Origin of the sequence: Saccharothrix deserti (assembly GCF_009769385.1) — a bacterium.
Classification (GTDB): Bacteria; Actinomycetota; Actinomycetes; order Mycobacteriales; family Pseudonocardiaceae; genus Actinosynnema; species Actinosynnema deserti.
The window spans coordinates 47,432-74,407 of the sequence record NZ_ML775959.1; the positions used below are offsets into that span (position 1 = coordinate 47,432).

The window sequence follows — 26,976 nt, forward strand, 5'->3', positions numbered from 1 at the left end:
TCACGCCTCTCCATCCGCGAGAGCCAGGGCTTCGAGATCGGCCAGCACCAGTTCCTCGACCAGTTCGGCCAGCGCGGAGACGGTGCGGGCGGTGAGGACGTCACGCGGGGAGAGGTCGACGTCGAACGCCGCCTTGGTGCGCGCGGTGATGTGCAGGCCGCGGATCGAGTCGCCGCCGAGGGCGAAGAAACTGTCCTCCACGCCGACCCGGTTGACGCCGAGCACGTCGGCCCAGATCGCGGCGATCGCCTCTTCGGTCTCGGTGCGCGGTGCCACGTACTCGTCGGACGTGACCGCGTCGCGCTCGGGCGCGGGGAGCGCGACGCGGTCGAGCTTGCCGTTCGCGGTCAGCGGCAAGCTGTCCAGTGCGACGAACGCCGCCGGGACCATGTGGTCGGGCAGGACCCTGGACGTGTGGTCGCGCAGCTCCGATGCCGTTGTCGGCTTGTCCGGCACGAAGTACGCCACCAGGCGGTGCTCGTTCGCCACTACAACGACTTGGGCGACGCCGGGATGCGCCAGCAGCGCCGCTTCCACCTCGCCGAGTTCGACCCGGAAGCCGCGGATCTTCACCTGCTGGTCCGCTCGGCCCAGGTAGTCCAACCGGCCGTCGGCCCATCGCGCCAGGTCACCCGTGCGGTACATCCGGTCGCCGGGTGGACCGAAGGGGTTGGCCGGGAAGCGTTGCGCGGTCAGGCCGGGCCGGTTGAGGTACCCGCGCGCCACACCGGGACCGGCGACGTACATCTCGCCGGGCACGCCGGGCGGCACCGGCTTCAGGTCGTCGTCCAACACGTAGACCCGCAGATCCGGTATCGGCACGCCGATCGAGCCGTCGTGCCCAGAAGAGTCGTGCCCAGAAGAGTCGTGCCCAGAAGAGTCGTGCCCAGAAGAGTCGTGCCCAGAAGAGTCATGCCCAGAAGAGGGGACAGCGCTCCAGGTGACGTGGACCGTGGTCTCGGTGATCCCGTACATGTTGACCAGCGCGCCACGTCCGCGCCACGCGTCGAGTTTGCGCACGTCGAGGGCTTCCCCGCCGAAGATCACGTATCGGACGTCGAGGTCGGGTGCTTCGGCGAGCAGTGGGTGGAACGCGGATGGGGTCTGGTTGAGCACGGTGACGCGCTCGTCGGCGATGAGGCGGGCGAAGTCGCGTGGCGACCTTGAGACCTCGTGGGGGACGACGACGAGGCGTCCGCCGTGCAGGAGCGCGCCCCACAGTTCCCAGACCGAGAAGTCGAAGGCGTAGCTGTGGAACAGGGTCCACACGTCGTCCGGGCCGAACCCGAACCAGTGGTCGGTGGCGCTGAACAGCCGCACCACGTTGGCGTGCGGCACCACCACACCCTTGGGCTTGCCGGTCGACCCCGACGTGTAGATCACATACGCCGCCTGGTCGGGCCTGGCCGGGACGTTCGGGGCGGTGCTCGGCAGGCCCGTGAGGTCCGGCAGGCGTTCCAGGGTGTGTATTGGCCGAGAGTCGGTGATCATATATGAGATACGATCGGCCGGGTATGAAACATCCAACGGCAGGTAAGCCGCCCCGGCTTTCAGCACCCCGAGGATCGCGACGACGAGGTCGGCCGATCGGGGGAACTTCAACGCCACCAACGTTTCCGGCCCCGCGCCCGCCGCGATCAGGTGGTGCGCCAGGCGGTTCGCGTGCTCGTCCAGCTCGCGGTAGGTCAGGTTCGTGCCTTCGCACGTCACCGCCACCGCATTCGGTGTGCGCGCGGCCTGTGCGGCGAACAGGGACGGGATGGTGTCCGTGATCGGGGTGCGGGCCGCCGAGCCGTTCCAGTCGACCAGCACCTGGCGGATCTCGGCCTCGGACAGCCACGGCACGTCGGCCAGCGGCCGATCCGGGTCCTCGACCAGGCCGACGAGCAGTCTGCGCAGCCGCTCACCGAGCCGTTCGACGGTGGTGGCGTCGAACATCGCCGGCTCGTACCCCAGCAGCACGCCCAGCCGTTCGGCCGGGTAGACGGTGGCGCCGAGCGGGAAGCTGGTGGTCTCGACGGCGGACAGCTCGCGCAGGCCCACGCCTTCGTGCCCGAGGGCTTCGCTGAGGTCGGCCGGGTAGTTCTCGAACACCACGACGCTGTCGAACAGGTCCGTGCCGCGCTCGACCCCGCTCCAGCCCTGGATCCTGGTCAGCGGCACGTGCTCGAACCGGCGCGACTCGACCTGGCCGTCCTGCAGCGAGCGCAGCCAGTCCGCGACCGGCGCGGCGCCGTCGACCTGGACCCGCACCGGCAGGGTGTTGATGAAGATGCCGGTGATCCCGTCCACGCCGGGCAGGTCCGCCGGGCGGCCGGAGACGGTCGCGCCGAAGCACACGTCACGCCTGCCGCTGGACCGGGCGAGCAGCAGCGCCCACGCGCCCTGCACGATCGCGCTCGGGGTGAGCCGGTGCCGGCGGGCGAACTCGTAGAGCTGTTCGGACTCGGTCGCGGTCAGTTCGACCGAGAGGCGTTGCGACGAGGTGCCGTGCGGCGCCGTGCGGTCGGCGGGCAGCGGGGTGGGTGAGTCGAACGTGCCGAGCACCCGCCGCCAGTGCGCCTCGGCCGCGTCGTCGTCCCGCTGCCGCACCAGCCAGGCGACGTAGTCGCGGAACGGTCGGCGTTCCGGGAGCTCGCCCGGGTTGAGCACGTCGGACAGCACGTGGAAGACGCTCCAGCCGTCCAGCAGCACGTGGTGGAACGTCCACAGCACCTGGACGCTGGTGGGGGAGAGGCGGGCGATCGCGACCCGCATCAACGGCGCGACGCCGAGGTCGAGGCCCTGCGCCCGGTCTTCGGCCAGCAGTTCGCGCAGCCGGTCGGCGCGGGCGTTCTCGTCGAGGTCGCTCCAGTCCAGGAAGGTGAACGGCACGCGGGCGTGTTCGTGCACCACCTGCAACGGCTCGCGCACGTCCTCCCACAGCACGGAACTGCGCAGCACGGGCGTCCGGTCGACCACGCGTTGCCAGGCGCGGGCGAACTCGGCCGGGTCGGTGACGCCGTCGACCACGAAGGTGGTCTGCTGGAAGTACAGGTTCTGATCGCCCAGGCCGTGGAACACCATGCCGGCCTGCATCGGGGTGAGCGGGTAGGCGTCCTCGCCGGTGATCCGGTCCACCTCGGCCTGGGTGAGGTTCGCCAGGGGGAAGTCGGACGGTGTGCGGCCGCCCGTGCCGGGCTGGGCGCAGTGCGCCACGATGTCGCGCAGCGCGGCGGCGAACCCGTCGGCCAGGCCGGTGATCGTGGTTTCGTCGTGGGCGTTCTCGCTGTAGTGGAAGGTGAACTCCAGCCGGTCGCCGCGCACTTGGCCGACGACGTCCAGCAGGTGCGGGCGCGGCGCGTCCGGATCGGCGGACAGCTCCAGGTCGCGTTGGTCCTCGGCGAACCGGCCCAGGTAGTTGAACCCGACAGGCGGGTCGCAGGCGGGCGCGGTGCGGGCGAGGTGGCGCAGCGCGCCGTAGCCGATGCCACGCCGGGGGACCGCCCGCAGCTGTTCCTTCACCGACTTCAGCGCGGTGCCCCAGTCGCCGTGGGCCAGGTCGAGAGCGACGGGGAAGACGGTGGTGAACCAGCCGACCGTGCGGGACAGGTCCACGTCGGGGAACAGCTCCTCGCGGCCGTGGCCTTCGAGGTTCACCACTACGCGTGGACGGCCGGTCCACTCCGCCAGTACCCGGCCCAAGGCGGTCAGGAGCACGTCGTTGACCTGCGTCCGGTACACGCCGGGCACGTCGCGCAGCAGTGCGGCGGTCTCGTCGGCGGTGAGCCGGACGGTGACCTCCCGCTGTGAGCCGACGGTGTTCGGGCCGTGCCGGTCGAGCGGGATGGCGGCCGGGGTGGCGGCCACGGTCGTCCAGTGGTCGAGCTCGTCGTCGAAGCCGTCGGTGGCGTGCTCGGCGAGCTTGATCGCCCAGTCGCGGAACGAGGTGGTCTTGCGTCCGATGTGGATCGCCTGGCCGGCGCGGGCCTGGCGGTAGGCGGTGGTCAGGTCTTCGACCAGTACGCGCCAGGAGACGCCGTCCACCACGAGGTGGTGCGCGGTCAGCCGGACCGACCGTCCGTCGAGGACCTGTGCGCGCAGCAGCGGGCCTCGGGTGAGGTCGAAGTGGTCGAGCGCCTGCGGGTCGGTGTCCGGTGGGTCGGTGTGCAGGGTGGGTGCGACGACTTGGCGGTCGCCCTCGAACCGGGTGCGGAGTGCGTCGTGGTGGTCGACCAGCGCGGTGAGGGCGGTGCGGAGGGCGGGGAGGTCGAGGTCTTCGTCGGCGTCCAGGTGGGCGACGACGGACTGGTCGAAGTGTTCGGGCCGCACGGTGTGGTTGTCGAGGAACCAGCGCTGGATCGGGGTGAGCGGTGCGTCGCCGGTGACCGGGCCCTGGTCGGCGGTGGGCGGCAGGTCGCGGGTGACGTGCGGGGCGATCGCGGCGATGGTCTGGTGCTCGAAGATGTCCCGCGAGGTCAGCACCAGGCCGGCGCGACGGGCGCGGGTGACCACCTGGATGCCCAGGATCGAGTCGCCGCCGAGGGCGAAGAAGTTGTCCCGCACGCCTACGCGGGTCGCGCCGAGCACGTCGGCGAACACGTCCGCCAGCACCGCCTCGACGGGCGTGCGCGGTGCCACGTAACGGGCTTCGGTGCGTTCGTCGGGCGGTGCGGGGAGCGCGTCGCGGTCGAGGTGGTCGAGGCCGACGAACGTCGTGGGCACGGCGTGCGCGGGCAGCACCTGGCCGAGGAAGCCGGTCAGGGCAGCCGGGTTGACGGCGGGCGTCACGTACGCGACGAGCCGCCGGTCCACCGCGACCACGGCCGCGTCGGTGACCTCGTGGTGCCGTCGGATCGCCTGCTCGACCTCGGCGAGGTCCACTCGGAAACCCCGGATGCGGACCGTGTCGCCCACCGGACTGTCGTCTGACGGGGGGCGCAGTTCCACCAGGCCGCGCAGGGGGCGGTCCGGGTCGTCCACCACCGCGCGCAGCAACGCTTCCAGGTCGTCGCTCAACGCCTCGATGGTCGTGGCGTCGAACAGGTCCTTGTTGTACTCGACGGTCAACGCGAGGTCGTCTCCGCGTGGCCAGAACTCCACCACCAGGTCGAACCGGGCCACCGGGCGCGGTAGGTCGTGCTCGGCCGCGGTGAGGTCGCCGAACGCGGGGTCGCGCAGCAGCGGCTGGTGCAGCGCCACGACGGCCTGCACCAGGGGAGTGCGGCTGGGGTCCGGGTCGGGGCGGACTTCCTCCACTACGCGGTCGAACGGCACGTCGTCGTGCGCGAACGCCTCCAGCGTCGTGTCCCGCACCTGGTCCAGGAAGGCGGTGAACGGCAGGTCCGGGTCCACCCAGGAGCGCAGCACCAGCGTGCGGACGAAGAACCCGACCGCGCGTTCCAGGTCCGCCCGGTCGCGGCCGGAGCTGACCGTGCCGACCGCGATGTCCCGCTGCCGGCTGCGTGCGGACAGCAGCACCTGCACGGCGGCGGTGAGCGTCATGAACAGGGTGGCGTCGTGGGCGCGGCCCACGCCGGTCAGCCGTCGGACCAGGTCGGCGGGCAGCGGGCGGCGCAGCACCGCGCCGGACGTCGTGCGCAGCGGTGGGCGCGGCCGGTCGGTGGGCAGGTCCAGCGTCTCGATGCCGTCCAGCCGGTCGCGCCAGTACGCCGGGTCGCCCTCGGGCCTGGCCCGCTCCCACACCGTGAAGTCGGGGTACTGCACGGTGTGGTCTCCCTCGGCGGGGTCACCCGGCTGCCCGCCCGCGTACAGCTCGGCCAGCTCCTCCAGCAGCACCTGCACCGACCAGCCGTCGGTGACGATGTGGTGCTGCACCAGGACCAGCAGGTGCTGGTCCGGCCCGATCGGGCTGAGCACGGCGCGGGTCAGCGGGCCGTGCCGCAGGTCGAACGGCTCGTCCAGGCCGAGTTCGTCCGGGCCGGAGGTGCCGACGTGCGTCGGCAGGACGCGCAGCGGGATCGTGCCGTGTGGCGCGACCACCTGCACCGGCTCGTCGTCCAGCACGTCGAACGTGGTGCGCAGGGCGTCGTGGCGACCGGCCAGCGCGTTCAGCGCCTTCGCCAGCCGCGGCACGTCCAGGGGGCCGGTCAGCCGCAGGCCGACGGCGGTGTTCTGCTCGGCGGTGCCGTCCAGCGAGAACAACCGGCGTTGCGCGGACGACAGCGGCAGCGGTTTCCCGCGCGGCACGCGGGGGATCGGGGTCCCACCCCGTCGGGTCCCGTCCCGCTGGGTCTCTTCCCGGTGGGGCAGGGCTTCGGCGAGGGCGGCGACCGTGCGGTGGTCGAACATCGTCCGCACCGGCAGGCCGCCGAGCCGGGACAGCGCCCGCACGGCACGGATCGAGTCGCCACCCAGGGCGAAGAAGTCGTCGTGCGCGCCGACCTGCGGCACGCCGAGCACGTCCGACCACACCGCGGCGACCCTGCGTTCGGCCGGGGTTCGTGGCTCGACGTAGCCCTCCGGTGTGTCGCCGATGACCGGCGCGGGCAGCGCGGCGCGGTCCAGCTTGCCGTTGGGTGTCAGCGGGAACGCGTCCAGCGCGACGAACGCGGACGGCACCAGGTAGTCCGGGAGCTTCGAGGCCAGGTGCTCGCGCAGCCCCGCCACATCGCCGGCCGTCGCCGTGTCGCCCACCACGTAGGCCACCAGCCGCTTCGGCTCGTCCCGGGCGACGACCACGGCGTGCTCGACGCCGGGGTGGGCGCGCAGCAGGGCCTCGACCTCGCCGGGCTCGACCCGGAAGCCGCGGATCTTCACCTGGTGGTCGGCGCGGCCGACGAACTCCAACTGACCGTCGTCGCGGGTGCGGACCACGTCACCGGTGCGGTACATGCGGGAGCCGGGCGGGCCGAACGGGTCGGCCACGAACCGCTGCGCGGTCAGACCCGGCCGGCCCAGGTAGCCGCGCGCCAGGCCGACGCCCGTCACGTACAGCTCACCTTCGGTGGCCGGCCGCATTTCGTCGTCGAGCAACCGCACTTCGGTGCCGGGGATGGGGCGGCCGATGGGCGGGGTGCCGCCGGGTGTCAGCGGCTCGCTCCACGACGTGACCACAGTGGACTCGGTCGGACCGTAGGCGTTGATCATGCGGCGGCCGGGCGCCCACTTCGCCACCAGGTCCGGCGGGCAGGCGTCACCGCCGACGACGAGCGTGCGGAACGTCGGCAGCTCGACCTCGGGCACGGTGGCCAGCGCCACCGGCGGGATCAGCGCGTGCGTGACGCCGAAGTCCGTGATCACCCGGGCGAGTTGGTCGCCGAGCAGCGGGCCGGGCGGCGGGACCACGAGTGCCGCGCCGGCGGGCAGCGCCATGCACAGCTCCAGCACGGAGGCGTCGAAGCTGGGTGAGGAGAACTGGAGCACCCGGTCGCCGGGCCGCACGTCGAAGTGGGCGATCTCGGCGGCGGAGAACGCGGGTAAACCCCTGTGCGTCACCACGACGCCCTTGGGGCGGCCGGTCGAGCCGGACGTGTAGATCACGTACGCCGGGTCGTCCGGCCGGATCGCCACGTTGGGTGCGGTGGTGGGCTGGTCCGCGAAGTCGGGTGGGCCGTCGAGCACGAGCAGCGGGTTGGCGTCCTCGACCATGAACGCGATCCGGTCGGCCGGGTAGTCCGGGTCGATCGGCAGGTAGGCGGCGCCGGTCTTCAGCACCGCGAGCCGTGCCACCACGTTGTCCACCGAGCGCGGCATGGCCAGCGCCACCACGCGTTCCCGCCGCGTGCCCTTGGCGATCAACAGGTGCGCGAGCCGGTTCGCCCGGTCGTCGAGTTCCCGGTAGCTCACCACCCCCTCCGCGGATATGACCGCGGGCGAGTCGGGGGTGTGCAACGCCTGCGCGGCGATCAATTCCGGCAGAGTGAGGGCGTGCGTCATCGCGAGAGGTGCCTTTCTGGCTGAGCGGGCCGCGTCTTACCCGTTGCGCGGAGGGTTCAAACGTGGTTTCAGGCCATTGCCGCGACCTACCTGCGGGCCAGTCGCCCGCCGATCTGGATCCATCGGATCCCGCCGTCACCGGGGTCGCGCAGGAATCGCCCGGTCTGGTTGGTGTCACCGGTGTCCGAATCACGCATCGCGAACACCAGTCCGTCGAACAACGACAGGTCCGCGAACGGCTCGCCGTCCACGGTGAGCGCCAGGTGCTCTCGACCCACGGCCCGCACGGCGTATTCGACATCACCGTTGCGGAAGCTGCCGGTGCAGTCCGGCGGTGGTGGGATGCGGTGGTGCAGGCCGCGCATTCCGTCGTAATCCGCCACCGGAAGTCCCGCGTCGACCAAATCCGGCACGAGTTCGCGCCACAACGCGAAACCGCTGCTCCCGTTGGTCGTCAGGGCTACCGCGGTGCCGTCCGCCGGGTTGATCCGGAGGTGGCACGAGGTGCCGTCGGCGGTGCCGTCGTGGCCGACCCAGCGGACGCCGTCCCGCTGGAACAGGGCGAGGCCGAGGCCCCACCCGTCGGCCATGCCGAACGGCTCGGCGTGCCGGACGGGGGTGCGCATCAGCGCCAGGTCGTCCGGGTCGATCAGGTGCGGCGCGGCGCCGCCGAGCATGCGGCCGAACGTCACCAGGTCCGTCGCGCTGGCGGCCACGGCGCCGGCCGGCGCGTCGACGGGCGCCAGTGACTGCCGCACCGGGACGACCCGGCCCGTCGCGGGGTTGACCGCGTGGCCGGTGACGACGTCGGCGTCCGGGCTCGTGGTGAACCTGGCGCGCAGGCCGAGCGGGCGCAGCAGGACCGCCTCCACCGCCTCCGACCAGGTCATCCCGGTCGCCACCTCGATCAGGTGGCCGATCAGGGAGTAGCCGATGTTGGAGTAGGAGAAGCCCGCGCCGGGGCGGTGCAGCGGGTGCAGTTCGCGGACGGCCTGCCGCACGTGGCGGCGCAGGGACGTGGTGCGCACGTCCTCCGGGTCCGACGGCAGGCCGCCGGTGTGGCTGAGCAGGTGGCGCAACGTGAGCTCGTCGGCCATTCCTGGGAGGTGGTCGGACAGCGGCGCGTCCAGGTCGAGGTCGCCGTCGGAGACGAGGGCCATGGCCACGGTCGCGGTGAACGTCTTGGTGATCGAGCCGATGGGTACGGCGGCGTCGGCGGGCAGGCCCACCTCGTACGTCCAGGTGCGTCCGGCGTGGTGCACGGCGAGCTGCGCGCCGGGCACCAGGTGCTCACGGGTGAGCGCCGTTAATCGAGTGGTGATCCGGTCGGTGTCCATGCTTGATCCTCTGAGAAAGCCACAGTGTGCAGGGGCTAAGCGGCTACGGACCAACGTTGACTGTCGCGACGAGCTCGTCGCGACCGCCAAACGGAGCATTCGCGGAATGGACATTCCCTATTTTGTTGGTGTGTAAACCTTGAGTTGGGAGCGGTGCTGTGTATTTTCACTCGAACGGTTGGTTTGGACTGTGCCGTCTCGTAAATATCCGCAGTACGCGAGGGTTATTCGCAGTCGGGTGGCAACGGTTGTGAGACCGCGATACGCCGGTCCATCCAGTGGGCATGAAATGTTTCGCCGTGCTCCATCCAGATGGATTTACGGAGAACTGTCGTGTCGGCCGTAACCTTCTTCGACGGGAGTCGTTTGACGTTACTCAGGCGTAGTCGCAGACGTCCGCGGGGCGCGCACGATTACCGCACCCGGTGAGCACCTACTCGCGTCTCGGGTGGTGCTTCACAAATTGCACGACGTGCAGTCGGAGTCGACTGCCGGCGTCCGCTAGTCGCGCTGGACTTCGTGGTGCAGGGACTCCATCCGGGCGTCCAGCTCGGCCGCGATGGCGGCGGTGGTGGTCAGCTCCTCGACGAAACCGGCGGGCACCTGGTCGTCGTACTTGTAGTACAGCTTGTGCTCCAAAGTGGCCCAGAAGTCCATCGCGATGGTGCGCAGCTGCACCTCGACCTTCACGTGCTCCACCCGGTCGGACAGGAACACCGGGATGCGCATGATCAGGTGCAGGCTGCGGTACCCGTTGGGCTTCGGCGCGGCGATGTAGTCCTTGGTCTTCAGGATCTCCACGTCGTTCTGCCGGGCCAGCATGTCGCGCACGCGGTACACATCGGACACGAACGGGCAGACCACGCGCACGCCCGCCACGTCGTCCAAGTGCTCGGCGGCCAGCGACAGGTCCGCCGGCAGCCCCTTGCGACGGAGCTTGTCGAGGATCGCGTCGGGCCGCTTCACCCGGTGCGTGACGTGCTCGATGGGGTCGTGCCGGTGGACGAGGTCGAACTCCTCACTGAGGATCCGGAGCTTCGTCATGAGTTCGTCGACCGCGAACTTGTACACCACGAGGGACCGCCGCAGCAGGTCGTCCGCGACCCCGATGTCCATGATCTCCACGATACCGGGACCGTGTCGGCTAGGATGCCGGTCGTGAACACCCACTGGCACGTGGTCCTTCCGCCGCCGTGCGCCTGACCGGGCGCACTCGCTGACACACACCCGCACGCCTGCCTGATCGCGCAGTGCGCCCGTTCGCGTCCTCTTCTCGTCTCGCGAACGGAGACCTCGTGTCGACCATTGTCGTACAAGCACGTGCTCGTTTCACCCGTGGACCGCTGCCGATCCTGGCCGCGTGCGTCCTGTGGGGCACCACCGGCACGGCCAGTTCACTGGCGCCCGCCTCCGCACCGGCCTCGGCCGTCGGGGCGGCGGGCCTCGTGGTGGGTGGTTTTCTGCTCTTCCTCACCGCACGCGGCTCGCGTGACGTGCTGCGGACCGCCGACTGGCGGTTGCTCCTGCTCGGCGCGGTGACCGTGGCGGGCTACGCGCTCGCGTTCTACCCGGCCGTCGCGCGCACCGGTGTGGCGGTGGCCACCACCGTGGCGTTGGCCACCGCGCCGATCGTGCTGGGGCTGCGTTCCCGACCGCTGGTCACGTCGATCGCCGTGGTCGGGTGCGCGGCGCTCGTGCTGGGTGGTGGTGACGCGCACGTGGATCTGGTCGGCGTGGCGTTGGCGCTGATCGCAGGTCTGTCGTACGCGGCGTACTCGGTGATCTGCGCGCACCTGATCGGGCTCGGGCACCCGTCCCGGGCGGTGGTGGGCGCGGTGTTCGGCGGTGCGTCGGTGCTGACGCTGCCGGTGCTGTTCCTGCTCGGTGTCGGGTGGATCGCCGGTCCGTCCGGGCTGGCGGTGACCGCGCACCTGGCGGTGTTCACCACGTTCCTGGCGTACCTGCTGTTCGGACGTGGGCTTCGGCACACGAGTGCGGCGGCGGCGACCACGCTGACCCTCGCCGAACCCGCCGTGGCCGCGGTGTTGGGCGTGGTCGTCCTGCACGAACGCCTACCGCTCGTGTCGTGGTGCGGGATGGGCGTGCTGGCGCTCGCCCTGGTCGCGCTGGCGCGGCGGTAACCCGGTCGGCCGGCGCTCCGCTCGCGGTGCGCCGGCCCACGGGCCGATGCCGGGCCGGGCGGGGTCGATGTCGGGTGGTGTCGAGCGGGGTGGTGTCGAGCGATCTACTGGCCGATGCGGCCGTCGATCCGTTCGCGGATGAGGTCGGCGTGGCCGTTGTGCCGGGCGTACTCCTCGATCATGTGGATCAGGACCTCGCGCAGCGGGATCGGGGCGGACTCCTCGCCGCCCGTGCCCAGGACGTCCAGGTCCGGCGCTTCGGCCACGAACCGCTCAGCGAAGGCGACCTCGGCCCGCCACATCGCCCACGCTTCCTCGACCACGGCGGGATCCGGCGTCGCCTCCGCGAACGCGCCGTTCCCGGAGAAGTGGCTCGGGACGTCCTCGCCGGCCACCACCCGCCGGAACCAGTACTGCTCCACCTCGGCCAGGTGTCGTACGAGTCCGAGGAGCGACATGTCGGACGGCGGCACCGAGCGGCGCGCCATGCCCTCGGCGTCGAGGCCCGCGCACTTCATCTCCAGCGTCAGCCGCCGGTCGCGCAGGTAGCGGACGAGGGTCTGGCGCTCGCCGGAGTACGGCCCGCCGGCTTCACGCGGATCGTTCTCCGGGTCGGCCCACACGTCCCACCATCCGAACGTCCGCTGGGGCAGGGCCGCGTCGTCCGTGATGTCCGTCATGGACCCGATCGTCAACGGGGCGGATCGAGCGGTGCAACCGATTAACGAGTCGGCCGTGTGACCCCCGGCTGAGGTGTCGTCGGTCACGGTGCCAGGCTCCGGCGGCATGGTGACGACCAGGGGTCCGGCTGGGCTACCGGGAGACCGGTCGCGAATCACGCCCGGAGTGGCACTGGACGCTCGTCTGCTACACCAAGGCGTTGCACGGCGCGGCCTCGGCGTGACGCGTGCCCCGACGGCTAGTCGGGGCGGTGCGCGCCGCCGCCCAGGCCGTAGAGGATGCGCTGGATCACTTCCGGGTCCACGTCGGGCTCGTCGCCCAGCTTCTCGGCGGCGGGGGAGCGGCGGGGTTCGCGGCGCGGCAGCGGGACGGCCGAGGCGTTCATGCCCGACGGCAGCGCCAGCTCGCACCACGCCAGGTGGCCGCCTGCGGTGAGGTCGACCAGGCCCGCACGGGAGCCGGCCAGCTCCGGCGGCAGCGCGACGCGGTTGCCCTCGACCTCGACCACGAGGTAGGTGCCGGTCAGCCGCAGGCGCACCAGCAGGAAGCCGGGTGCGCGCCGGTCCGCCACGTCGACCGCCGCACCGACCAGCCGTCGGATGGTCTGCGCGGCCTCGTCCTGCATCGCCCGCAGGCGCCACTCGCCGAGCGAGAAGCGCACGAACATGTCCGCGACGTTCACCGCGGTGGGCAGCGCGACGAGTCGAAGGTCGTCGACCTGTTCGGTCTTGGCGTTCACACCGATCCTCCTCGCCTGCGTCCGGCGCGTGCTGCGCCAGATGGTGCCATGAGTGCATCCGATGTCACCCACGTGGTCTACCGACCGTGAGCGGACTGTGTCCGCATTGAGTTCTACAGCTTCAGTACTGACCGAAGGAGAACCTTGGTTTCTACGGTCTACTACGGGTGGACGCGGTGAACGGTTCAGGGCGGTTGCGGCGACGAACCGGAAAGTACCGAAGTGCGGGGTGGAATGGAATAACGATCCGGTTCGCCCCGACGGGCGACCGGCCCCGCCGAGGGTAGGTCGCGAGCAGCGCGAAGGGCCCGCCGACACTCCGGCGGACCCTTCGGTGAGTTTTTGGCCGGCTCCGGGCTCTCGGGGGGCGGGAGCCCGGCCTGCCTCGCGAGCTCAGGCCTGCTTGACGACCTCGATCTCCAGCAGGATGGTGATCTTGTCGCTGACGACGGCGCCGGCCGCGCCACCGGTCACGCCGAACTCGCGGCGGTTGATCTCGGTGGAGGCGGAGAAGCCCGCGACCTTCGCGCCCTCGAAGCCGTCGCCGAAGCCGTTGATCTCCAGTTCCAGGGACACGGCCTTGGTCACGCCGTGCAGGGACAGCTCACCGTCGATGAAGAAGCCCTCGCCGTTGGCGCGCACGCCGGTGGAGGTGAAGGTGAGCTCGGGGAACTTCTCGACGTCCAGGAAGTCCTCGCCCTTGACGTGGGCGTCGCGCTGACCGTTGCGGGTGTCGATCGACGCCGCGTCGATCTTCGCGTTGACCGTGGACTCCAGCGGGTCCTCGGCGGTCACGATGGTGCCCTCGAAGGTGCCGAAGTGGCCGCGGACCTTGGACACGCCGAGGTGGCGGACCACGAACGAGATGTCCGAGTGCACCGGGTCGATCGCCCAAGTGCCAGCGAGGTAGCCGGGGATCTGCACAGCCTGCGTGGTCATTTATTGGTCCTTCTGGGTTGGTCTGGTTGAACTCTCAACCGAACATAGCTCATCCTGGTTGAGGGTTCAACAACGCCCGTATGATGGGAGACATGAGCGACGTGCGGTGGTTGAGCGCCGAAGAGCAGCAGGTCTGGCGTGCCTTCATGACCGCCGTGACCAAGTTCACCGAACACCTGGACCGGCAGTTGCAGCGCGACTCCGGTATGCCGATGGCGTACTACGAGATCCTCGTGGCGCTGTCCGAGTCGCCGGGGCGCGCGCTCCGGATGAGCGAGTTGGCGGAGGTGTGCCTCTCGTCCCGGTCCCGGCTGTCCCACGCGGTCGCCCGGCTGGAGAAGGAGGGCTGGGTCGAGCGGCGGGCGTGCACGGTGGACCGGCGCGGCTCGTTCGCGACGCTGACCGACGCCGGGTTCGCCGTCCTGGAGCAGGCGGCGGCGGGTCACGTGACGGCGGTGCGGGAGCACCTGTTCGACGTGCTGACCCCCGAGCAGTTGCGGTCGCTGGCCGAGATCAGCCGTGCGGTGGACGCGGGGCTGACGTCCGAGTGCGCGAAGGCGCGCGAGGAGCTCGCCGATTTCTAGGCCGGGTTCCCTGGCCGGTTTCCCCACGTCGGTCGCCGGGGTCGGTTGCCGGGGCCGGTCGCCGGTGCGGGTTCCGCGGCGGGTTCCGGGGTCGGCGGATGCCTGACATCCCACGTGCGGGGGAATTCCGGTCCGATGTGGACGCATCCGGCGGAGTGGCCCTGGGCCGAGCGGAGCAGGCTCGGGCGTCGTCTCAAAATTGTCATACCGGCCGGTTAGCATCCGCCCTGTGGGAGCGAAGCTGGGCAGGATCGCGCGCCGGGTCGTCGGCGCGGGCCGACGGGAGTCGGCCAGTGTCAGCGCGGCCGCGTTAGGGCTGTTGCTGCTGGTCGGCGCCGCACTGGGCGACGGCATCTCGCGCACGGCCGTGGAAGTCTCCGACGGTCTCACCTGGCTGAACGACGACCAGCGCGGCGAGGTCGTGCAGGTCAACCCCAGCTCCGGCAAACCGCAGACGCGGTTGCAGGTCAGCGGTGCGGACGCGCAGCTGGAGATCGCGCAGTCCGACGACAAGCTGATCGTGCTCGACCGCCGCACCGGGCAGATCACCGTGATCGACCTGGCCACCCTGCTGTCGTCCGGTCGCAGGCAGGCGCCCCCCGGTCCGTCGGCGAAGGTGCTCATCGCGTGGGACCAGGTGTTCGTGGTCGACCGCGCGGCGGGCTCGGTGCACAACGCCGACCCGGTGACGTTGGCCGACATCGGCGCGCCCTGGCTCGCGGGTCAGCCGCTGGCCGATGTGGTGGCCGACGACGACGGCGTGATCTGGGCGGTGGACCACGGCGGCAACCTGTACGCGTTGGAGTGGTCCGACGACGACGAGAAGTTCCTGGAGCTGTCGAACAAGCCGGTTTCGGGCGCCGGTCCGCGCACCGCGTTGGTGCCGCACGAACGCGGCGTGACGTTGCTCGGGTTGGAGGGCGGCGTGGTGGTGCGTGACGGCACCGGCCGCGACCTCACCACGAGCACCGCGTCGTTCTCCGGTGAGGTGTTGGCGGCGCAGACGAGCCCGACGGGTCTGGTGCCCGCGTCGGTGCCGGACGCGTCGGCGGTCGTGCTGTTGAGCGGTGACGAGGTGGTCCGGGTCGACATGGGGCAGTTCAGCTGTCCCACGCCGGGACGTCCGGCGGTGTTCCGCGACCGCGTGTACGTGCCGTGCCGCGGTTCGGGCAAGGTCGTGGTGCTGGACCGGTCGGGTCGGCGTGGCGCGGAGGACGTGCGCACGGGTGGTTCCGGTGATCCGGCGCTGGTGTTCGACGACGGCAAGCTGTTCATCAACACGCCGGGCACGAACGAGGGCGTGATCGTCGACTCGGACGGCCGGACCCGGAACGTGGTGATCCGCAGCCCCGAGTTGCCGGTCACGGACCCGGAGCGGTCGCCGATGCCGAGCGTGCCGAGCCCGCCGCCGCCGCGTCCGGACCCGCCGACGCGGGACAACCCGCGTGGCGGTCCGAACCCGCGCAACGGTGGCGGCGAGACGACGACCGTGCCGGTGACGACCACGTCGCCGAGTGGCGGTGTGTCGGGGGCGGTGCCGGGGCGTCCGGCGGGTGTGACGGTGTCGCAGCGCAGCAACAACGGCACGTCGGTGGTCGTGACGGTGAGCTGGAGCGCGGTGCCGGACGGCGGTGAGCCGCTCTCCGGGTACTCGGTGAAGGCGACCGGCGGGTTCTCCGGTGGCAGCCGGGAGACCCAGGTGGCGGGCACGTCGTCGGACTTGACGTTCCCGTGCGCGGGGACGTCGTTCTGCACCAACGGAAAGCTCGAGGTGACCGTGGCGGCGTACAACCGGTTCGGTGCGGGCGAGGCGGGCGCGGCGTCGTTCGCGGTTCGTCCGGCGACCGGGCAGCCGACCACCACGCCTCCTCCGACGACGACTCCGCCGCCGCCTCCTCCGCCTCCTCCCACGACCACTCCTCCTCCGCCGCCTCCGCCGCCGCCTCCCACAACGACCCCGCCTCCGCCTCCGCCGCCGACTCTGCCCAGCGCGGGAGCCGTCGTGATCAGCACGATCGGCGCGGGCGCGAACCGGTTCGAGAAGCGCGTCACCACGGCGCCGCCCGCGGACTGGGCGAGCCACGGCGGGCAGTGCGAGGTCGTCAACAAGACCTATGCGTACGCGGTCGCGATCGCGTGTTCGGGCGGGACGGTGGCGGTGCCGGTGGACTACGACTCGAACTCGATCGTCGTGCGCGCCTACGCCGCGTCCGGGTCGGGCTCGGTGGATTCGGCGGCGCGCAGCGTGTTCGTGCTGGACCCCGAGCAGAACTGTGGCGGTGGCAGGATCTGCCGGCCGAACAGCGTGCCGGTGGAGGGTGAGAACAACCAGTTGGTCGGCGGCGGCATCGGGCTGTTGGCGACGGCTTGGCTGCTGGCCTTCCGGAACCGGCGCAACCGGCGCGGCGAGTCCGAGTGAGGTCCGGCCGGTGACCTCACCGGCCGGACCCCGTGCCTGACCGCCGGATGGCCGGCTGCCTGTTCGGTGCTTGTCGGGGCTCGTGCGCTCGTGGGCTTGTGCGAACCGCGGGCGCTCTTGGCCCGAACACCTTTCGGGCGCGGCGCGGGTGTTTCGTCCGGCGGGGTCGCGGCGATGTGGGTGAGTGACGAGCACCAAGAGCACGAGGGGCGAGAAGTGACGACTACGGCGGTTCCGGCGATCGGTGAGGACGAGATCGCGGCGTTCCGCGCTCTGCACGCGCGGCTCGGTGACGCGGTCGAGTCCGCGATCCGGGGCAAGCGGGACGTGGTGGACCTCGTGCTGGTTTCGCTGTTCGCGGGCGGGCACGTGTTGTTGGAGGACGTGCCCGGCACGGGTAAGACGACGTTGGCGCGTGCGGTGGCGGGTGCGTTGGGCGGGGTGTCGCGGCGGGTGCAGTTCACGCCCGACCTGCTGCCGTCGGACGTCACCGGCACGTCGGTGTACGACCCGCAGACCGGTCAGGTCCGGTTCCGGCCGGGGCCGGTGTTCGCGAACATCGTGCTGGCCGACGAGATCAACCGTGCCGCCGCGAAGACCCAGTCCGCGTTGCTCGAGGTGATGGAGGAGCGGACGGTCACGGTCGACGGTGTCGCGCACTCGGTGCCCGCGCCGTTCCTCGTGGTGGCCACGCAGAACCCGATCGACCTGGACGGCACGTACCGGTTGCCCGAGGCGCAGCTGGACCGGTTCATGCTGCGGACGTCCATCGGGTATCCGGCGGTGGAGCACGAGATCGACGTGTTGCGGCCGGGCAGCGGTGCGGGTCAGGTCGGCGCGGTGCCGACGGTGAGCAACCCGCACGTGGTGGCCGAGCAGGGGCGTCGGCTGGCGACGTTGCACGTGGCGGACCCGTTGTTGCGGTACATCAGCGATATCGGCGTCGCGTCGCGCGGGGACAGCCGGTTGCGGTTGGGTGCGAGCACGCGTGGTCTGCGTGCGTTGGTGCGGTGCGTGCAGGTGTACGCCGCCTCGCAGGGCAGGCACTTCGTGGTGCCGGGTGACGTGCAGGCGTTGGCCGTGCCGGTGCTGGCGCACCGGTTGGTGTTGACGCGTGAGGCGCAGTTGGCGGGCACGACGACCGAGGAGGTCCTGGCCGACGTCCTGGCGGGCGTGGCGGTGCCGAAACCGGCCGCGCGATGACCAGGGTGCGGCTGACCGCGCGGGGGATCGGCGCGGTGCTGCTCGGTGTGCCGTTGGTGGCGTTCGGGTTGTGGTGGCGTTATCCGGGCGTGGCGGGGTTGGGTATCGCGCTGTTGGTGCTCGTGGGCGCCGGTGTGTTGTCGGTGCTGTCGCGGGCGCAGGTCGCGCCCAAGCGGATCGTGCGGCCTCGGACCGTGCAGCGGCTGGGCGCGTGTACGGGTGTGGTCGAGTTGACCGGCACCAGCAAGCGGTTCCCGGTGCTGTTCGACGCGACCGACGAGGTGGCCGGGAAAGCGGTCGCGGTGGACATCCCGCTGCTCGCGCCGGGGCAGAAGGTCAAGGTCGAGTACCCGATCCCGACGCACACGCGTGGTCTGCTGCGGATCGGGCCGCTGACGTTGAGCCGTCGTGGTCTGGCCGGTCTCGCCCATGCCCGGACGGTCGTCGGTGACGTCGTGGAGGTCCGTGTCGTGCCGCGCGTGCTGCCGGTGCGCGGACTGCCCGGTGGGGTGCGGCGCGGGCACGTCGGGGCGGATGAGCGGGTGGAGCGTGGCGGCACCGATCTGGTGGGGCTGCGCGAGTACGTGCCGGGTGACGACTTGCGGCGACTGCACTGGGCGACGTCCGCGCGCACGGGCACGTTGATGATCCGCGAGGACGCCGACCCGGCGCGTCCGCACCTGGCGGTCGTGCTGGACGACCACGCCGACGGTTATGCGGAGGTGACGGACTTCGAGGACGCGGTGGAGGTGGCGGCGTCCTTGGTGACGGTCGCGATCGCCGAGGGCCACCCGGTGCGTCTGGTGTCGTCGTCCGGTGCGGTGGATGTGGAGTTGCCCGCCGGCGCGGTGGATGCCGATGCGTCGGTCGTGCTGGCCGCGTTGGCTGACCTGAAGGCCGCCGACACCACGCCCACGCCCCGTACTTTGCCGATCCGCGATCTCGACGTGGTAGCCGTGGTGTGCGGGGCGGAGGCTGACTTGTCCGCGCTGATGCTCGAGGCTGGGCGCGCGTCGGTCGGTGTGGTGCTCGCGGTCGATCCCGCGCCGACGCACCCGATTTCGGCGATGGGGTCGGTGCTGTTGCTGCGTCATGCGAAGGCCGAGGGGCTGCTGGACGCGTGGAACACGGCGGTGTCGCGGTGAGCGCGCGGCTGGGGTCGGTGGCGGCTGGGCGCTGGTGTCGGGATCTGCCGGGTACGCGGGACACGGCAGCCGCCGCCCCCGCACCCGGAGATCACTCGATCGCGTTACTGGTTTCGGGGATGAATGGAAGCGCCGATTTCGTTGCCGGAAGTATGGAGGCGCGGCGCCCCGGCCCTCGGTGTGCCCCGGTGGGTGTCCGGTGTGCCCCGGTGGGTGTCGAGATCCGCGAGTGTCGAGATCCGCGCGCCGGAGCACTCGGCCCGTGGGGCGCTCGGGGCCTGCGGAGTGCTCGGGACCCGTGGGGTGCTCGGGCGGTGGGGGCGTGAGGGCGCGGGGGCTTGGCGGTGTTGGTGTGAGTGCCCGGGTGGGTTGGGCGGCGTTGCTGCTCGTGGTGGCGGCGTTGCACTTGGGCGCGGGGTGGCAGGGGTATGTGCCGTCGCTGGTGTTCGCGGGGGCAGCGGTGGTGGCGTTCCTGTGCCTACCGGTGTTGCGGTGGCGGCGGATGCCTGCCGGGTTGGTGGCGTTCGGGTTGGTCGTGTCGGCGTTGGTCGGTGGCTACTGGGTCGCGCGGGACTCGGCTGTCGACTCCACCGACCCGGTTCCCGTGTTGCTGGACCTGGTGCCTCGGCTGTTGACGGCCGCCCGGCCCGCTCCGGCCACGCCCGAGCTGTTGGTTCCCGGTGTGCTGCTGGTGTTCGGGGTGTCGCTGGTCGTCGTGTTGGCGGTGGCGGGTCGGGGGCGATCGCTGCTCGCGCCAGTGGCCGGGGTGGCGGTCCTCTACACGTGCACGGCGTTGCTGACGGCTGGTCGGGCTGACCGGTACGGGTTGATCGCGGTGGCGTTGGTCGGGCTGGTCGCGGTGGGCTGGTTGGTGGTGGACCGGCTGGAGGCGGGTGGCCGGGTGCTGCTCGGGTTGCCCGCCGTGCCGGTGGCGGTGGTGGCGTTGCTCGCCGTCGTGCTGCCGTCCGGTGATGCGTTCGAGCCTCGGGAGTTGGTGGAACCGCCGGTCAGCGACCTGGGCGTGGCGAGTCCGCTGCCGCAGTTGGCGTCGTGGGCGAACCTGGGCGACACCGAGCTGTTCCGGGTGCGCGGGCCGGAGCGGGCGGTGCGGTTGGTGGCCTTGTCGGACTACTCGGGTGCGGCGTGGCAGGCGGCGTCGCTGTACGGGCCGATCGGTGCGGTGGCGGCGCCGGACCTCCCGCCCGGCTCCAGGGTGGACGAGGCCGAGGTGGAGATCACCATCGGTGAGCTGAGCGGTAGTTGGTTGCCCACGGTGGGGCGGCCTACCGCGGTCACGTTGGACGGCGCGATGGTCGACCCGGACTCGGGGTCGTTGGTGCTGCTGGACGAGTTGACGCCGGGCCTGACGTACCGGGTGCGCGGTGTGCTCGACGTGCCCGACGACACGGACCTGCTCAACGCCACCGTGCCGACCGGTGAGCAGACGCGTCGGTACCTGGCGTTGCCGGGGTTGCCGTTCTCGCTGGCGGAGTACGCGCGGCAGATCGTGCAGAGCGCGCGGACGCCGTACGAGCGGGCGGTGGCGATCGAGCAGGTGGTGAAGCAGGGGCGGACGCCGGACGCGCAGGCGCCGGTCGGGTCGTCTTACGCGCGGCTGGAGCGGTTCCTGTTCGGCAGTCCCGGCGAGCCGGGTGCCAACGCGGGGACGGCGGAGCAGTTCGCGTCGGCGTTCGCGGTGCTGGCGCGGGCGGTGGGTCTGCCGACCAGGGTGGTGGTCGGTTTCCAGCCTGCGGAGGGTGAGGAACGGGTGGTGCGCGGCAGCGACGCGACCGCGTGGCCCGAGGTGTACTTCGCCGGGTGGGGGTGGGTGCCGTTCGACCCGGTGGCGGGTGTGTCGTCGGGCGGTTCGAGTGCCGCGCAGAAGCGTGAGGTGCTGGACCGGTTGGCGTCGATCACGGCCAGTCCCACGAGCACCCCGCTGTCCGCGCCGCCGCCGTTGGTGACGCCGTCGAGTCCGGTCGCCGCGCAGGGAACTGCCCAGTCGCGGCGGTGGATCGGGTACGCGGTGCTGGGTGCGGTGCCGGTGGTGATCCTGTTGATGCTCGGCTTGGCACGGCTGGTCCGGCGGCGACGGTTGCGGACGGCCGGTGCGACCGGCGCTTGGGCTTACGTGCTGGATGGGTTGTTGTTGGCCGGTCGGACGCCGCCACGCGACCGGACCGCGCCGGATATCGCGGCGGACCTGGGGTCGGTGCCGGCGGTGGAGTTGGCCCGGATGGCTGACCATGCGGCCTTCGCGCCCGAGCAACCGGCGCCCGAGCAACCGGTGGGTGCGGGCTTGCAACCGGTGGGTGCGGGCTTCCGATCGCCAAGCCACGGCCAGGCACCGCCGCTCAGTTACCCGCCACCGCCGCCGCCACCGGGTGGACCGGCCGGTCATCCGACGACGGGACCGCGTGGGATCGGCCATGCGCCGCCGCAGCAGGTCGCGGGTCGGCAGGGGAACGCTCATCCGGCGCAGGGGAACGCGCATCCGGCACGGTCCGGCGAGGCGTGGCGGTTGGCGCGTCAGGTGCGCCGCGGGCTGCGGCGGGGCGTTCCTTGGTATCGCAGGGTGTTCTGGGCGGTCGATCCGCGGCCTTTGTGGCGGCGTTAGCCGTTCCGCACTGCGTTAGCCGTTCCGCACGGCGCAGGTGCGGGCTGAGGCGCCGCGTTGTGTTGCCGGGTCGGCCAGGCCGATCGCCAGCACTTGGAAGCAGTACTGGCCCGCGGTCGGTTCCAGGCCCTCCACCACGTGTGAGGTGGCACCGGCCGCTACCGTCACCAGCGGTTTGGCCGAGGAGCCTGTCACGTCGACCACGACGAACTGGGCGTTGCCCTCGCTCGGGTCCGTCCAGAACAGTTCGATCCGGTCCCCGCCGTCCTCCAGGCGCTTGAGCACCGGCGTGAACTGCGGGTCGCCGCCCTCCGGCACCCTGACCGCGGTTGTCGTCGTGGTTGTGTCGGTCGGCGACGGTATCGACGACACCGACGACACCGACGACGATGGCGCCGCCGTCCGGTCCGACTGGTCCGGCAGGCTCAACGCCACACCGACGACCACGCCGACGAACACGGCACTCACCGCGGCCAACCTCCACGAACGGCGCGATCGGCGTGGTGACGGCGGTGGCTCCGGCAGCTCCACCAACGGCGGTGCGGGCGGGGGTACGACCGGGCGGGGTGTGGGGTTGTGGCGGACGGTCAGGTCCGCCAGGTCCTCGGTCCACGTCCTCACCGGTTCCGGTGCGGCTACGGCCGGCTCCGGCGCGGCCTCCACCACCGGTCTGGGGCCGAAGTCGGGCAGGGAAGTCGGGCCTTCCGGGTAGTGCTCCGGCACCTCCTGCCGCACCGCCGCCGTGTGGTCGGGGTCCACTGTGGACTGCGGCGTCCAGGTGGGCACCGACGCGAGTGCCGCGCGTAACGACGCCGCGTCCGGGAACCGCTCCTCCCGGGCCTTGCGCAGGCACCGCAGGATGATCGCCATCAGCTCGACCGGCACGTCCCGCCGCAGCAGCGACCTCGGCTGCGCCTCACGCACCCGCCCGAGGTAGGCGAGCATGGTGTCCTCGCCGGGGTTGGCCGAGGCGAACGGCGGCTGCCCGTCGAGCAGCGTGAACAGCGTCGAGCCCAACGACCAGACGTCGTCCGTCGCGGCGGGCGGCCGGCCGTCCACCATCTGCGGCGCGGCGTGCCGGTAGCTCACCATCTGCAACGACGCCGTGTGCGCCGCGTCCGCACCCCGCGCGATCCCGAAGTCGGCCAGCACGTACGACGTGGGCAGCACCAGGATGTTCTGCGGCTTCACGTCCCGGTGCAGGATGCCCTGACCGTGCGCGAACGCCAGCGCGTCCGCCACCGCGATCCCCGCCGCGATCACCTCGTGCACGGGCAGCGGCCCCCGCTGCTGCAACCGGTCGTGCAGCGAGCCGAGGTCGTAGTACTCCATCACGATGCACGGCCGACCGGCGATCACGCCCGTGTCCAGCACCGTCACGATGTGCGGGTGCTGGCGACCCAGCCGCACGGTGATCTCCAGCTCGCGGTGGAACCGGCTGATCGTGTCCTGATCGGTCACGTCCAGCACCTTCACCGCGACGTCACGCCCCAGGCCGTCCTGGGTGGCCCGGTACACGGTGCCCTCGCCGCCGTGCGCGACGAGCCGGAAATCGCTGTAGCCGGGCAGCGCGACGGCGGGCGCCGCGCCCTGGCCGGGCGGGGGCGCCCAGGCCTGCAGGTCGTCGGCGGGATCCACACCGACGATCGTATCCGGCGGGTACGACATCGCAGGACACCTCCGAATGGGGGCGGGGTAGTGCCCCGCACGGCCCCACCCTCCCGGTATGGCCCGCCTCCGACCACCCCGAACCACCCAGCGCCGCCGAGCACGCGTGGAGCAACGTGTTCGCGCCGTGGAACGCCGAGGCGACCGTGTTCGTGCACAACCGCACCCGGTTCGACGCCGAGCGGCTGATGTCCGAAATGGACCGTTGCGGAGTACCGCGAGAAGGACTTCCCGGCGCTGCGCGGCAGCTGACCGCCTCCGCCGACCCCCGGCGGAGGAACCGCCCGACACAGGGTCGAAAGACCCTGCTACGACCCGCTCGAGGTCCTCCGCAACTCTCGGAAACTCTCGGATCTGCATCGATCCCGCCGCGCGCCGGCCGTTCCGCAGGATGTGCCGCGGGCCGCCGTCGTGCCTGCCGCGCGGCCCCGGCTGAGGGACCATCGCCGCGCGGGGTGGCCGTTGGGCCCTGGTCGGTGGGGCCCAAGGACCGCTGTCGGAGGGCGGACGGCTGCCTAGCGTCGGGAGGTGAGGGGAGCGAGGAGGCGCACCATGGGTGCTGGGGACCTCATGGCCGGCGATGTGTCCTGGTGACTCCTGGTGACATCGTCCGAGAGTGATGCGGGAAGGGACCTGTGATGAGTGCCCCGATCGTGGCCGGCGTGGACGGGTCGGAGTCGGCGCTGAAGGCCGTCGGGTGGGCGGCGGAGGAAGCCGTGCGGCACGGCGCGCCGCTCAAGCTCGTGCACGCCTACCTGCTGCCCACCCGCGGCTACCCGGAGATCGTGCTGACCGGTCACGAGGCGCGGCGGGCGTTCGAGCGGCAGGGCAGGCAGTGGCTCGAGGACGCGGCGGCGACCGTGCGCGACCTCGTGCCCGAGGTGCGGACGTCGGTCGTGGTCGACCGGCCCGCCGCCGCGCTGATCGCCGAGTCCCGCAACGCCCGGCTCGTCGTGCTCGGCTCGCAGGGGCTGGGCGGGTTCTCCGGGCTCCTGGTCGGCTCGGTGGCCGTCGCGCTCGCCGCGCACGGCAAGTGCCCGGTGGTCGTGGTCCGCGACGCGTTCACCGCCGACGGCCCGGTCGTGGTCGGCGTGGACGGCTCGCCCGCCTGCGAGGAGGCGATCGCGTTCGCGTTCGAGGAGGCGTCGCTGCGCGGCACTGCGCTCACCGCCCTGCTCGCGTGGACGGACATCCTCATGGACCACCCGTACGCCATGCGGGTCACCGTCGACTGGGACGAGGTGCAGGAGCAGGAGCGGCAGCTGCTGGCCCAGCGGCTGGCCGGCCGGCCGGAGAAGTACCCGGACGTGGCGGTGGAGCGGATCGTCGTCCGCGACCGCCCGGTGCGGGCCTTGCTCGACGCCTCCCGCGACGCGCAGCTGCTGGTCGTCGGCAGTCACGGCCGCGGCGGTTTCACCGGCATGCTCCTCGGCTCCACCAGTCAGGCCCTGGTCCACCACGCGACGTGCCCGCTGGCCGTGGTCCGGCCGCACCTGTCGACGGCCTGACTCCCCACATGGCCTGACCCCGCACGGCCTGACCCCGCACGGGAGCCCCTTGCCCGTCCGGCGCGGTCCTGTTCCGGGGCTACCGGGCGTTCGGCGGGACGACCACGACGGGGCAGCTCGCGTGCCGCAGGCAGTCCTCGGTGACGCTGCCGAGCACGGCCTCGGCATCACGGCCGCGGCTGTTCGTGCCGACCACGAGCAGGTCCGCCTGCCGTGACGCCTGGGTCAGGGTGGTGGCGGCGTCGCCGACGATGGTCACCTCGGCGACCCGCGGGGCGTCCGGCACGGTCGCGCGGACCTCCTCCACGATCCCGTGCAGCACCCGCGCGGGGTGCCGGTGGCCGGGGATGTCGGCGTGCGGGTGCACGCCGCCCGGCGAGTTCGCGGCCACGAACCCCGGTTCACGTCGCCACGCCATCATCGCCTCTACCCTGTCCCCGGTGCGCGCCGCGTGCGTCAACGCCCAGCGCAACGCCTCGCGGCTCGCGGGCGAACCGTCCACGCCGACCAGGATCATCCTGTCCTCCACTCCGCTGTCTGAAGGGTGCGCGGACGGCGTCGGCGGTGGCAGGGGGCCAACGTCACGAGGCAGGGGGCCGATGGGCCCCGAGCCCGCCACCGGAGGCGGTCTTCGTGCATGATCGGGCACGGCGAGGTGATCGACTCGGTCGGTGACGGCATCCGACCTCGGTCCGACCGGCGACGCAGCGGGGGAGCGGAATGGTCGCAGTGCTGGGCGGTCTGCGGGGCGGTCTGCGCGCGCATCGGGACCTGGCGGTGTTGGCGGGCGGCTCCGGGGTGTCGAGCCTCGGCGCGCAGCTCACGCTGATCGGGTTCACCACCGAACTCGCCGGTGCCGGGTCGTTCGCCGTCGCCGGGCTGTTCGTGGCGGTCGCGCTCGGCGCGGTGCTGGGCGCGCCGGTCGCCGGGTGGGCGGTCGACCGGTTCCACAACCGGACACTGCTCGCGGTGACGGTGTGCGCGCAGGTGTTGCTGCTGGTCGGCCTGCTGTTCGGGCACGCGGACCTGCCGGTGGTCTACGGGGTGGTGGCGTTGCTCGGCGTGTCCGGTGGCGTCGTGCGGACGTGCGCGTCGGTGCTGGTCCCGCTCACCACCGGTGAGGACGGCGCGGTCCGCGGCTACGCGTGGCTGTCGTCCGCGCAGAACACCGGGTCGGTGGCGGGCATCGTGCTCGGTGGTGTGATCGCGGTCGGTCCGGGGATCGAGGTCGCGTTGATGCTGGACGCGGTGGCCGCGTTCGTGCACCTCGTGCTGGCGTTACGGCTGCGGGTGGACCGGGATCCCCGGCAGGACGACGGGAGCGCCGCCGGGCCGGGCAGCCAGTGGAGCGGCCTGGTGCTGCTGCGCAGCGACCGGTTGCTGATGGGGCGGGTGGTGGCGCAGATCGTCGGCGGCATCGCGGTGGCCATCGCGCTGGTCAACGAGGTGTTCCTGGTGCTCGGCCCGGTCGGCGGCAACGACTTCACCTACAGCGCGATGCTCGCGTGCTGGACCGCCAGCCTGCTGCTCGGGGCGAACCTGAGCCGCCGTTTCACCACCGCACGGGCGCTGGTCGCGGCGTTCGCCACCGGCAGCCTGGTGATGGCGTCGGCGCTGGCGGCGCCCGCGCTGGTCCCGCACGTCGTGGTCAACGCGGTCGCGTGGGCGGTCGCGGGCGCGTGCAGCTCGGTGCAGAACGTCACGCTGAACGCCCTGGTCCAGCTCAGGACACCGGAGTCGGTGCGGGGACGGGTGTTCGCGGCGGTCGGTGCGGTCACCGTCGGTGGCGGCACGGTCGGCATCCTGGCCGCGGGCGCCGTCGTCGGCACGGCCGGCCCACAGGGCGCCCTGGCTGTCGCGGCGGTGTTCGCCGTGGTCGCGGGCCTGATGGCGTGGTTGGCGTTCTTCCGCCGCGACCACCTGCGCGCGTCCGTCGTGTCACCGGACTTCGAACCCTCGGCCCACGACCGTCAGCGGATGTCCTGATCCGCCGGTGCGCGGAACTCGCGGACGTCACGGGTGGCGAGCATCGCCAGAACGGCCGCCACGCACAGCGCCGCGCCCCCGAGCACGACACCGGCGGGCGCGAACCGGACCGCGAGGAAGCCCGCCACGAC

Annotated in this window: 17 protein-coding genes; 8 read left to right on the forward strand and 9 right to left on the reverse strand. The window is 71.8% G+C overall.

Going from position 1 to position 26,976, the window contains the following annotated elements; all coding sequences use genetic code 11:
- The 3 genes from FM051_RS00165 to FM051_RS00175 all read right to left on the reverse strand — a co-directional run bounded on the left by FM051_RS00165 (window position 1) and on the right by FM051_RS00175 (window position 10,331).
- Window positions 1-7,851: an amino acid adenylation domain-containing protein gene (locus FM051_RS00165; RefSeq protein ID WP_420803558.1), complete on the reverse strand. Its 7,851-nt coding sequence runs from the start codon at window positions 7,849-7,851 to the stop codon at window positions 1-3.
- 113 nt (window positions 7,852-7,964) lie between these two features.
- Window positions 7,965-9,215 carry a serine hydrolase domain-containing protein gene (locus tag FM051_RS00170; protein ID WP_158839341.1) on the reverse strand — a complete coding sequence of 417 codons (1,251 nt, stop codon included), beginning with the start codon at window positions 9,213-9,215 and terminating at the stop codon, window positions 7,965-7,967.
- A gap of 501 nt (window positions 9,216-9,716) precedes the next feature.
- Complete coding sequence (locus FM051_RS00175; protein WP_158839342.1) at window positions 9,717-10,331, reverse strand: GTP pyrophosphokinase; 615 nt, start codon at window positions 10,329-10,331, stop codon at window positions 9,717-9,719.
- A gap of 179 nt (window positions 10,332-10,510) precedes the next feature.
- On the opposite strand from FM051_RS00175, the gene FM051_RS00180 reads away from it, so the two are divergent.
- Window positions 10,511-11,356, forward strand: a complete 846-nt coding sequence (locus FM051_RS00180; RefSeq protein WP_158839343.1) for an EamA family transporter — start codon at window positions 10,511-10,513, stop codon at window positions 11,354-11,356.
- 104 nt (window positions 11,357-11,460) lie between these two features.
- On the opposite strand, the gene FM051_RS00185 is transcribed toward FM051_RS00180, so the two are convergent.
- From FM051_RS00185 to FM051_RS00195, 3 genes are all read right to left on the reverse strand, one after another.
- Entirely contained in the window at window positions 11,461-12,036 is a 576-nt protein-coding gene (locus FM051_RS00185; RefSeq protein ID WP_158839345.1) for a DinB family protein, read from the reverse strand.
- Window positions 12,037-12,275: 239 nt separating this feature from the next.
- Window positions 12,276-12,776, reverse strand: coding sequence for an ATP-binding protein (locus FM051_RS00190; RefSeq protein ID WP_158839346.1), 501 nt, complete (start codon window positions 12,774-12,776; stop codon window positions 12,276-12,278).
- A 393-nt stretch (window positions 12,777-13,169) separates the two neighbouring features.
- The gene (locus tag FM051_RS00195) at window positions 13,170-13,715 is read right to left on the reverse strand and encodes a YceI family protein (protein WP_158839348.1); all 546 of its coding nucleotides are present in this window, start codon (window positions 13,713-13,715) and stop codon (window positions 13,170-13,172) included.
- 92 nt (window positions 13,716-13,807) lie between these two features.
- Between FM051_RS00195 and FM051_RS00200 the strand changes: the two genes are divergently transcribed.
- From FM051_RS00200 to FM051_RS00220, 5 genes are all read left to right on the forward strand, one after another.
- A complete protein-coding gene (locus tag FM051_RS00200) occupies window positions 13,808-14,299 on the forward strand; it encodes a MarR family winged helix-turn-helix transcriptional regulator (protein WP_158839350.1) in 492 nt (163 codons plus the stop codon).
- Window positions 14,300-14,528: 229 nt separating this feature from the next.
- The gene (locus FM051_RS00205; protein WP_158839352.1) at window positions 14,529-16,718 is read left to right on the forward strand and encodes a fibronectin type III domain-containing protein; all 2,190 of its coding nucleotides are present in this window, start codon (window positions 14,529-14,531) and stop codon (window positions 16,716-16,718) included.
- Between the two features lie 216 nt (window positions 16,719-16,934).
- Window positions 16,935-17,921, forward strand: coding sequence for an AAA family ATPase (locus tag FM051_RS00210; RefSeq protein ID WP_158839354.1), 987 nt, complete (start codon window positions 16,935-16,937; stop codon window positions 17,919-17,921).
- Complete coding sequence (locus FM051_RS00215; RefSeq protein ID WP_238412000.1) at window positions 17,918-19,066, forward strand: DUF58 domain-containing protein; 1,149 nt, start codon at window positions 17,918-17,920, stop codon at window positions 19,064-19,066. The genes FM051_RS00210 and FM051_RS00215 overlap by 4 nt, the downstream gene beginning before the upstream one ends.
- A 352-nt stretch (window positions 19,067-19,418) precedes the next feature.
- The gene (locus tag FM051_RS00220) at window positions 19,419-21,683 is read left to right on the forward strand and encodes a transglutaminase domain-containing protein (RefSeq protein ID WP_158839356.1); all 2,265 of its coding nucleotides are present in this window, start codon (window positions 19,419-19,421) and stop codon (window positions 21,681-21,683) included.
- A gap of 15 nt (window positions 21,684-21,698) precedes the next feature.
- On the opposite strand, the gene FM051_RS00225 is transcribed toward FM051_RS00220, so the two are convergent.
- Complete coding sequence (locus tag FM051_RS00225; protein ID WP_158839358.1) at window positions 21,699-23,321, reverse strand: serine/threonine-protein kinase; 1,623 nt, start codon at window positions 23,319-23,321, stop codon at window positions 21,699-21,701.
- 668 nt (window positions 23,322-23,989) lie between these two features.
- Here FM051_RS00225 and FM051_RS00235 point away from each other — a divergent pair.
- Entirely contained in the window at window positions 23,990-24,859 is an 870-nt protein-coding gene (locus tag FM051_RS00235; protein WP_158839360.1) for a universal stress protein, read from the forward strand.
- Between the two features lie 79 nt (window positions 24,860-24,938).
- Here the strand turns inward: FM051_RS00235 and FM051_RS00240 are convergent, their stop codons facing one another.
- A complete protein-coding gene (locus tag FM051_RS00240; RefSeq protein WP_158839362.1) occupies window positions 24,939-25,376 on the reverse strand; it encodes a universal stress protein in 438 nt (145 codons plus the stop codon).
- A 203-nt stretch (window positions 25,377-25,579) separates the two neighbouring features.
- Here FM051_RS00240 and FM051_RS00245 point away from each other — a divergent pair, with 203 nt between their 5' ends.
- On the forward strand, window positions 25,580-26,845 hold the full coding sequence (locus tag FM051_RS00245; protein ID WP_158839364.1) for an MFS transporter: 1,266 nt from the start codon (window positions 25,580-25,582) through the stop codon (window positions 26,843-26,845).
- On the opposite strand, the gene FM051_RS00250 is transcribed toward FM051_RS00245, so the two are convergent.
- Window positions 26,830-26,973: a hypothetical protein gene (locus FM051_RS00250; RefSeq protein ID WP_158839366.1), complete on the reverse strand. Its 144-nt coding sequence runs from the start codon at window positions 26,971-26,973 to the stop codon at window positions 26,830-26,832. The two genes, FM051_RS00245 and FM051_RS00250, sit on opposite strands and share 16 nt — an antisense overlap.
- Between the last annotated feature and the right edge of the window lie 3 nt (window positions 26,974-26,976).

Coding starts and splice junctions, on each gene's coding strand:
- FM051_RS00200 (WP_158839350.1), top strand. CDS start 13,808: ATGAGCGACGTGCGGTGGTTGAGCGCCGAAGAGCAGCAGGTCTGGCGT.
- FM051_RS00170 (WP_158839341.1), bottom strand. CDS start 9,215: ATGGACACCGACCGGATCACCACTCGATTAACGGCGCTCACCCGTGAG.
- FM051_RS00240 (WP_158839362.1), bottom strand. CDS start 25,376: ATGATCCTGGTCGGCGTGGACGGTTCGCCCGCGAGCCGCGAGGCGTTG.
- FM051_RS00235 (WP_158839360.1), top strand. CDS start 23,990: ATGAGTGCCCCGATCGTGGCCGGCGTGGACGGGTCGGAGTCGGCGCTG.
- FM051_RS00245 (WP_158839364.1), top strand. CDS start 25,580: ATGGTCGCAGTGCTGGGCGGTCTGCGGGGCGGTCTGCGCGCGCATCGG.
- FM051_RS00215 (WP_238412000.1), top strand. CDS start 17,918: ATGACCAGGGTGCGGCTGACCGCGCGGGGGATCGGCGCGGTGCTGCTC.
- FM051_RS00175 (WP_158839342.1), bottom strand. CDS start 10,331: ATGGACATCGGGGTCGCGGACGACCTGCTGCGGCGGTCCCTCGTGGTG.
- FM051_RS00185 (WP_158839345.1), bottom strand. CDS start 12,036: ATGACGGACATCACGGACGACGCGGCCCTGCCCCAGCGGACGTTCGGA.
- FM051_RS00195 (WP_158839348.1), bottom strand. CDS start 13,715: ATGACCACGCAGGCTGTGCAGATCCCCGGCTACCTCGCTGGCACTTGG.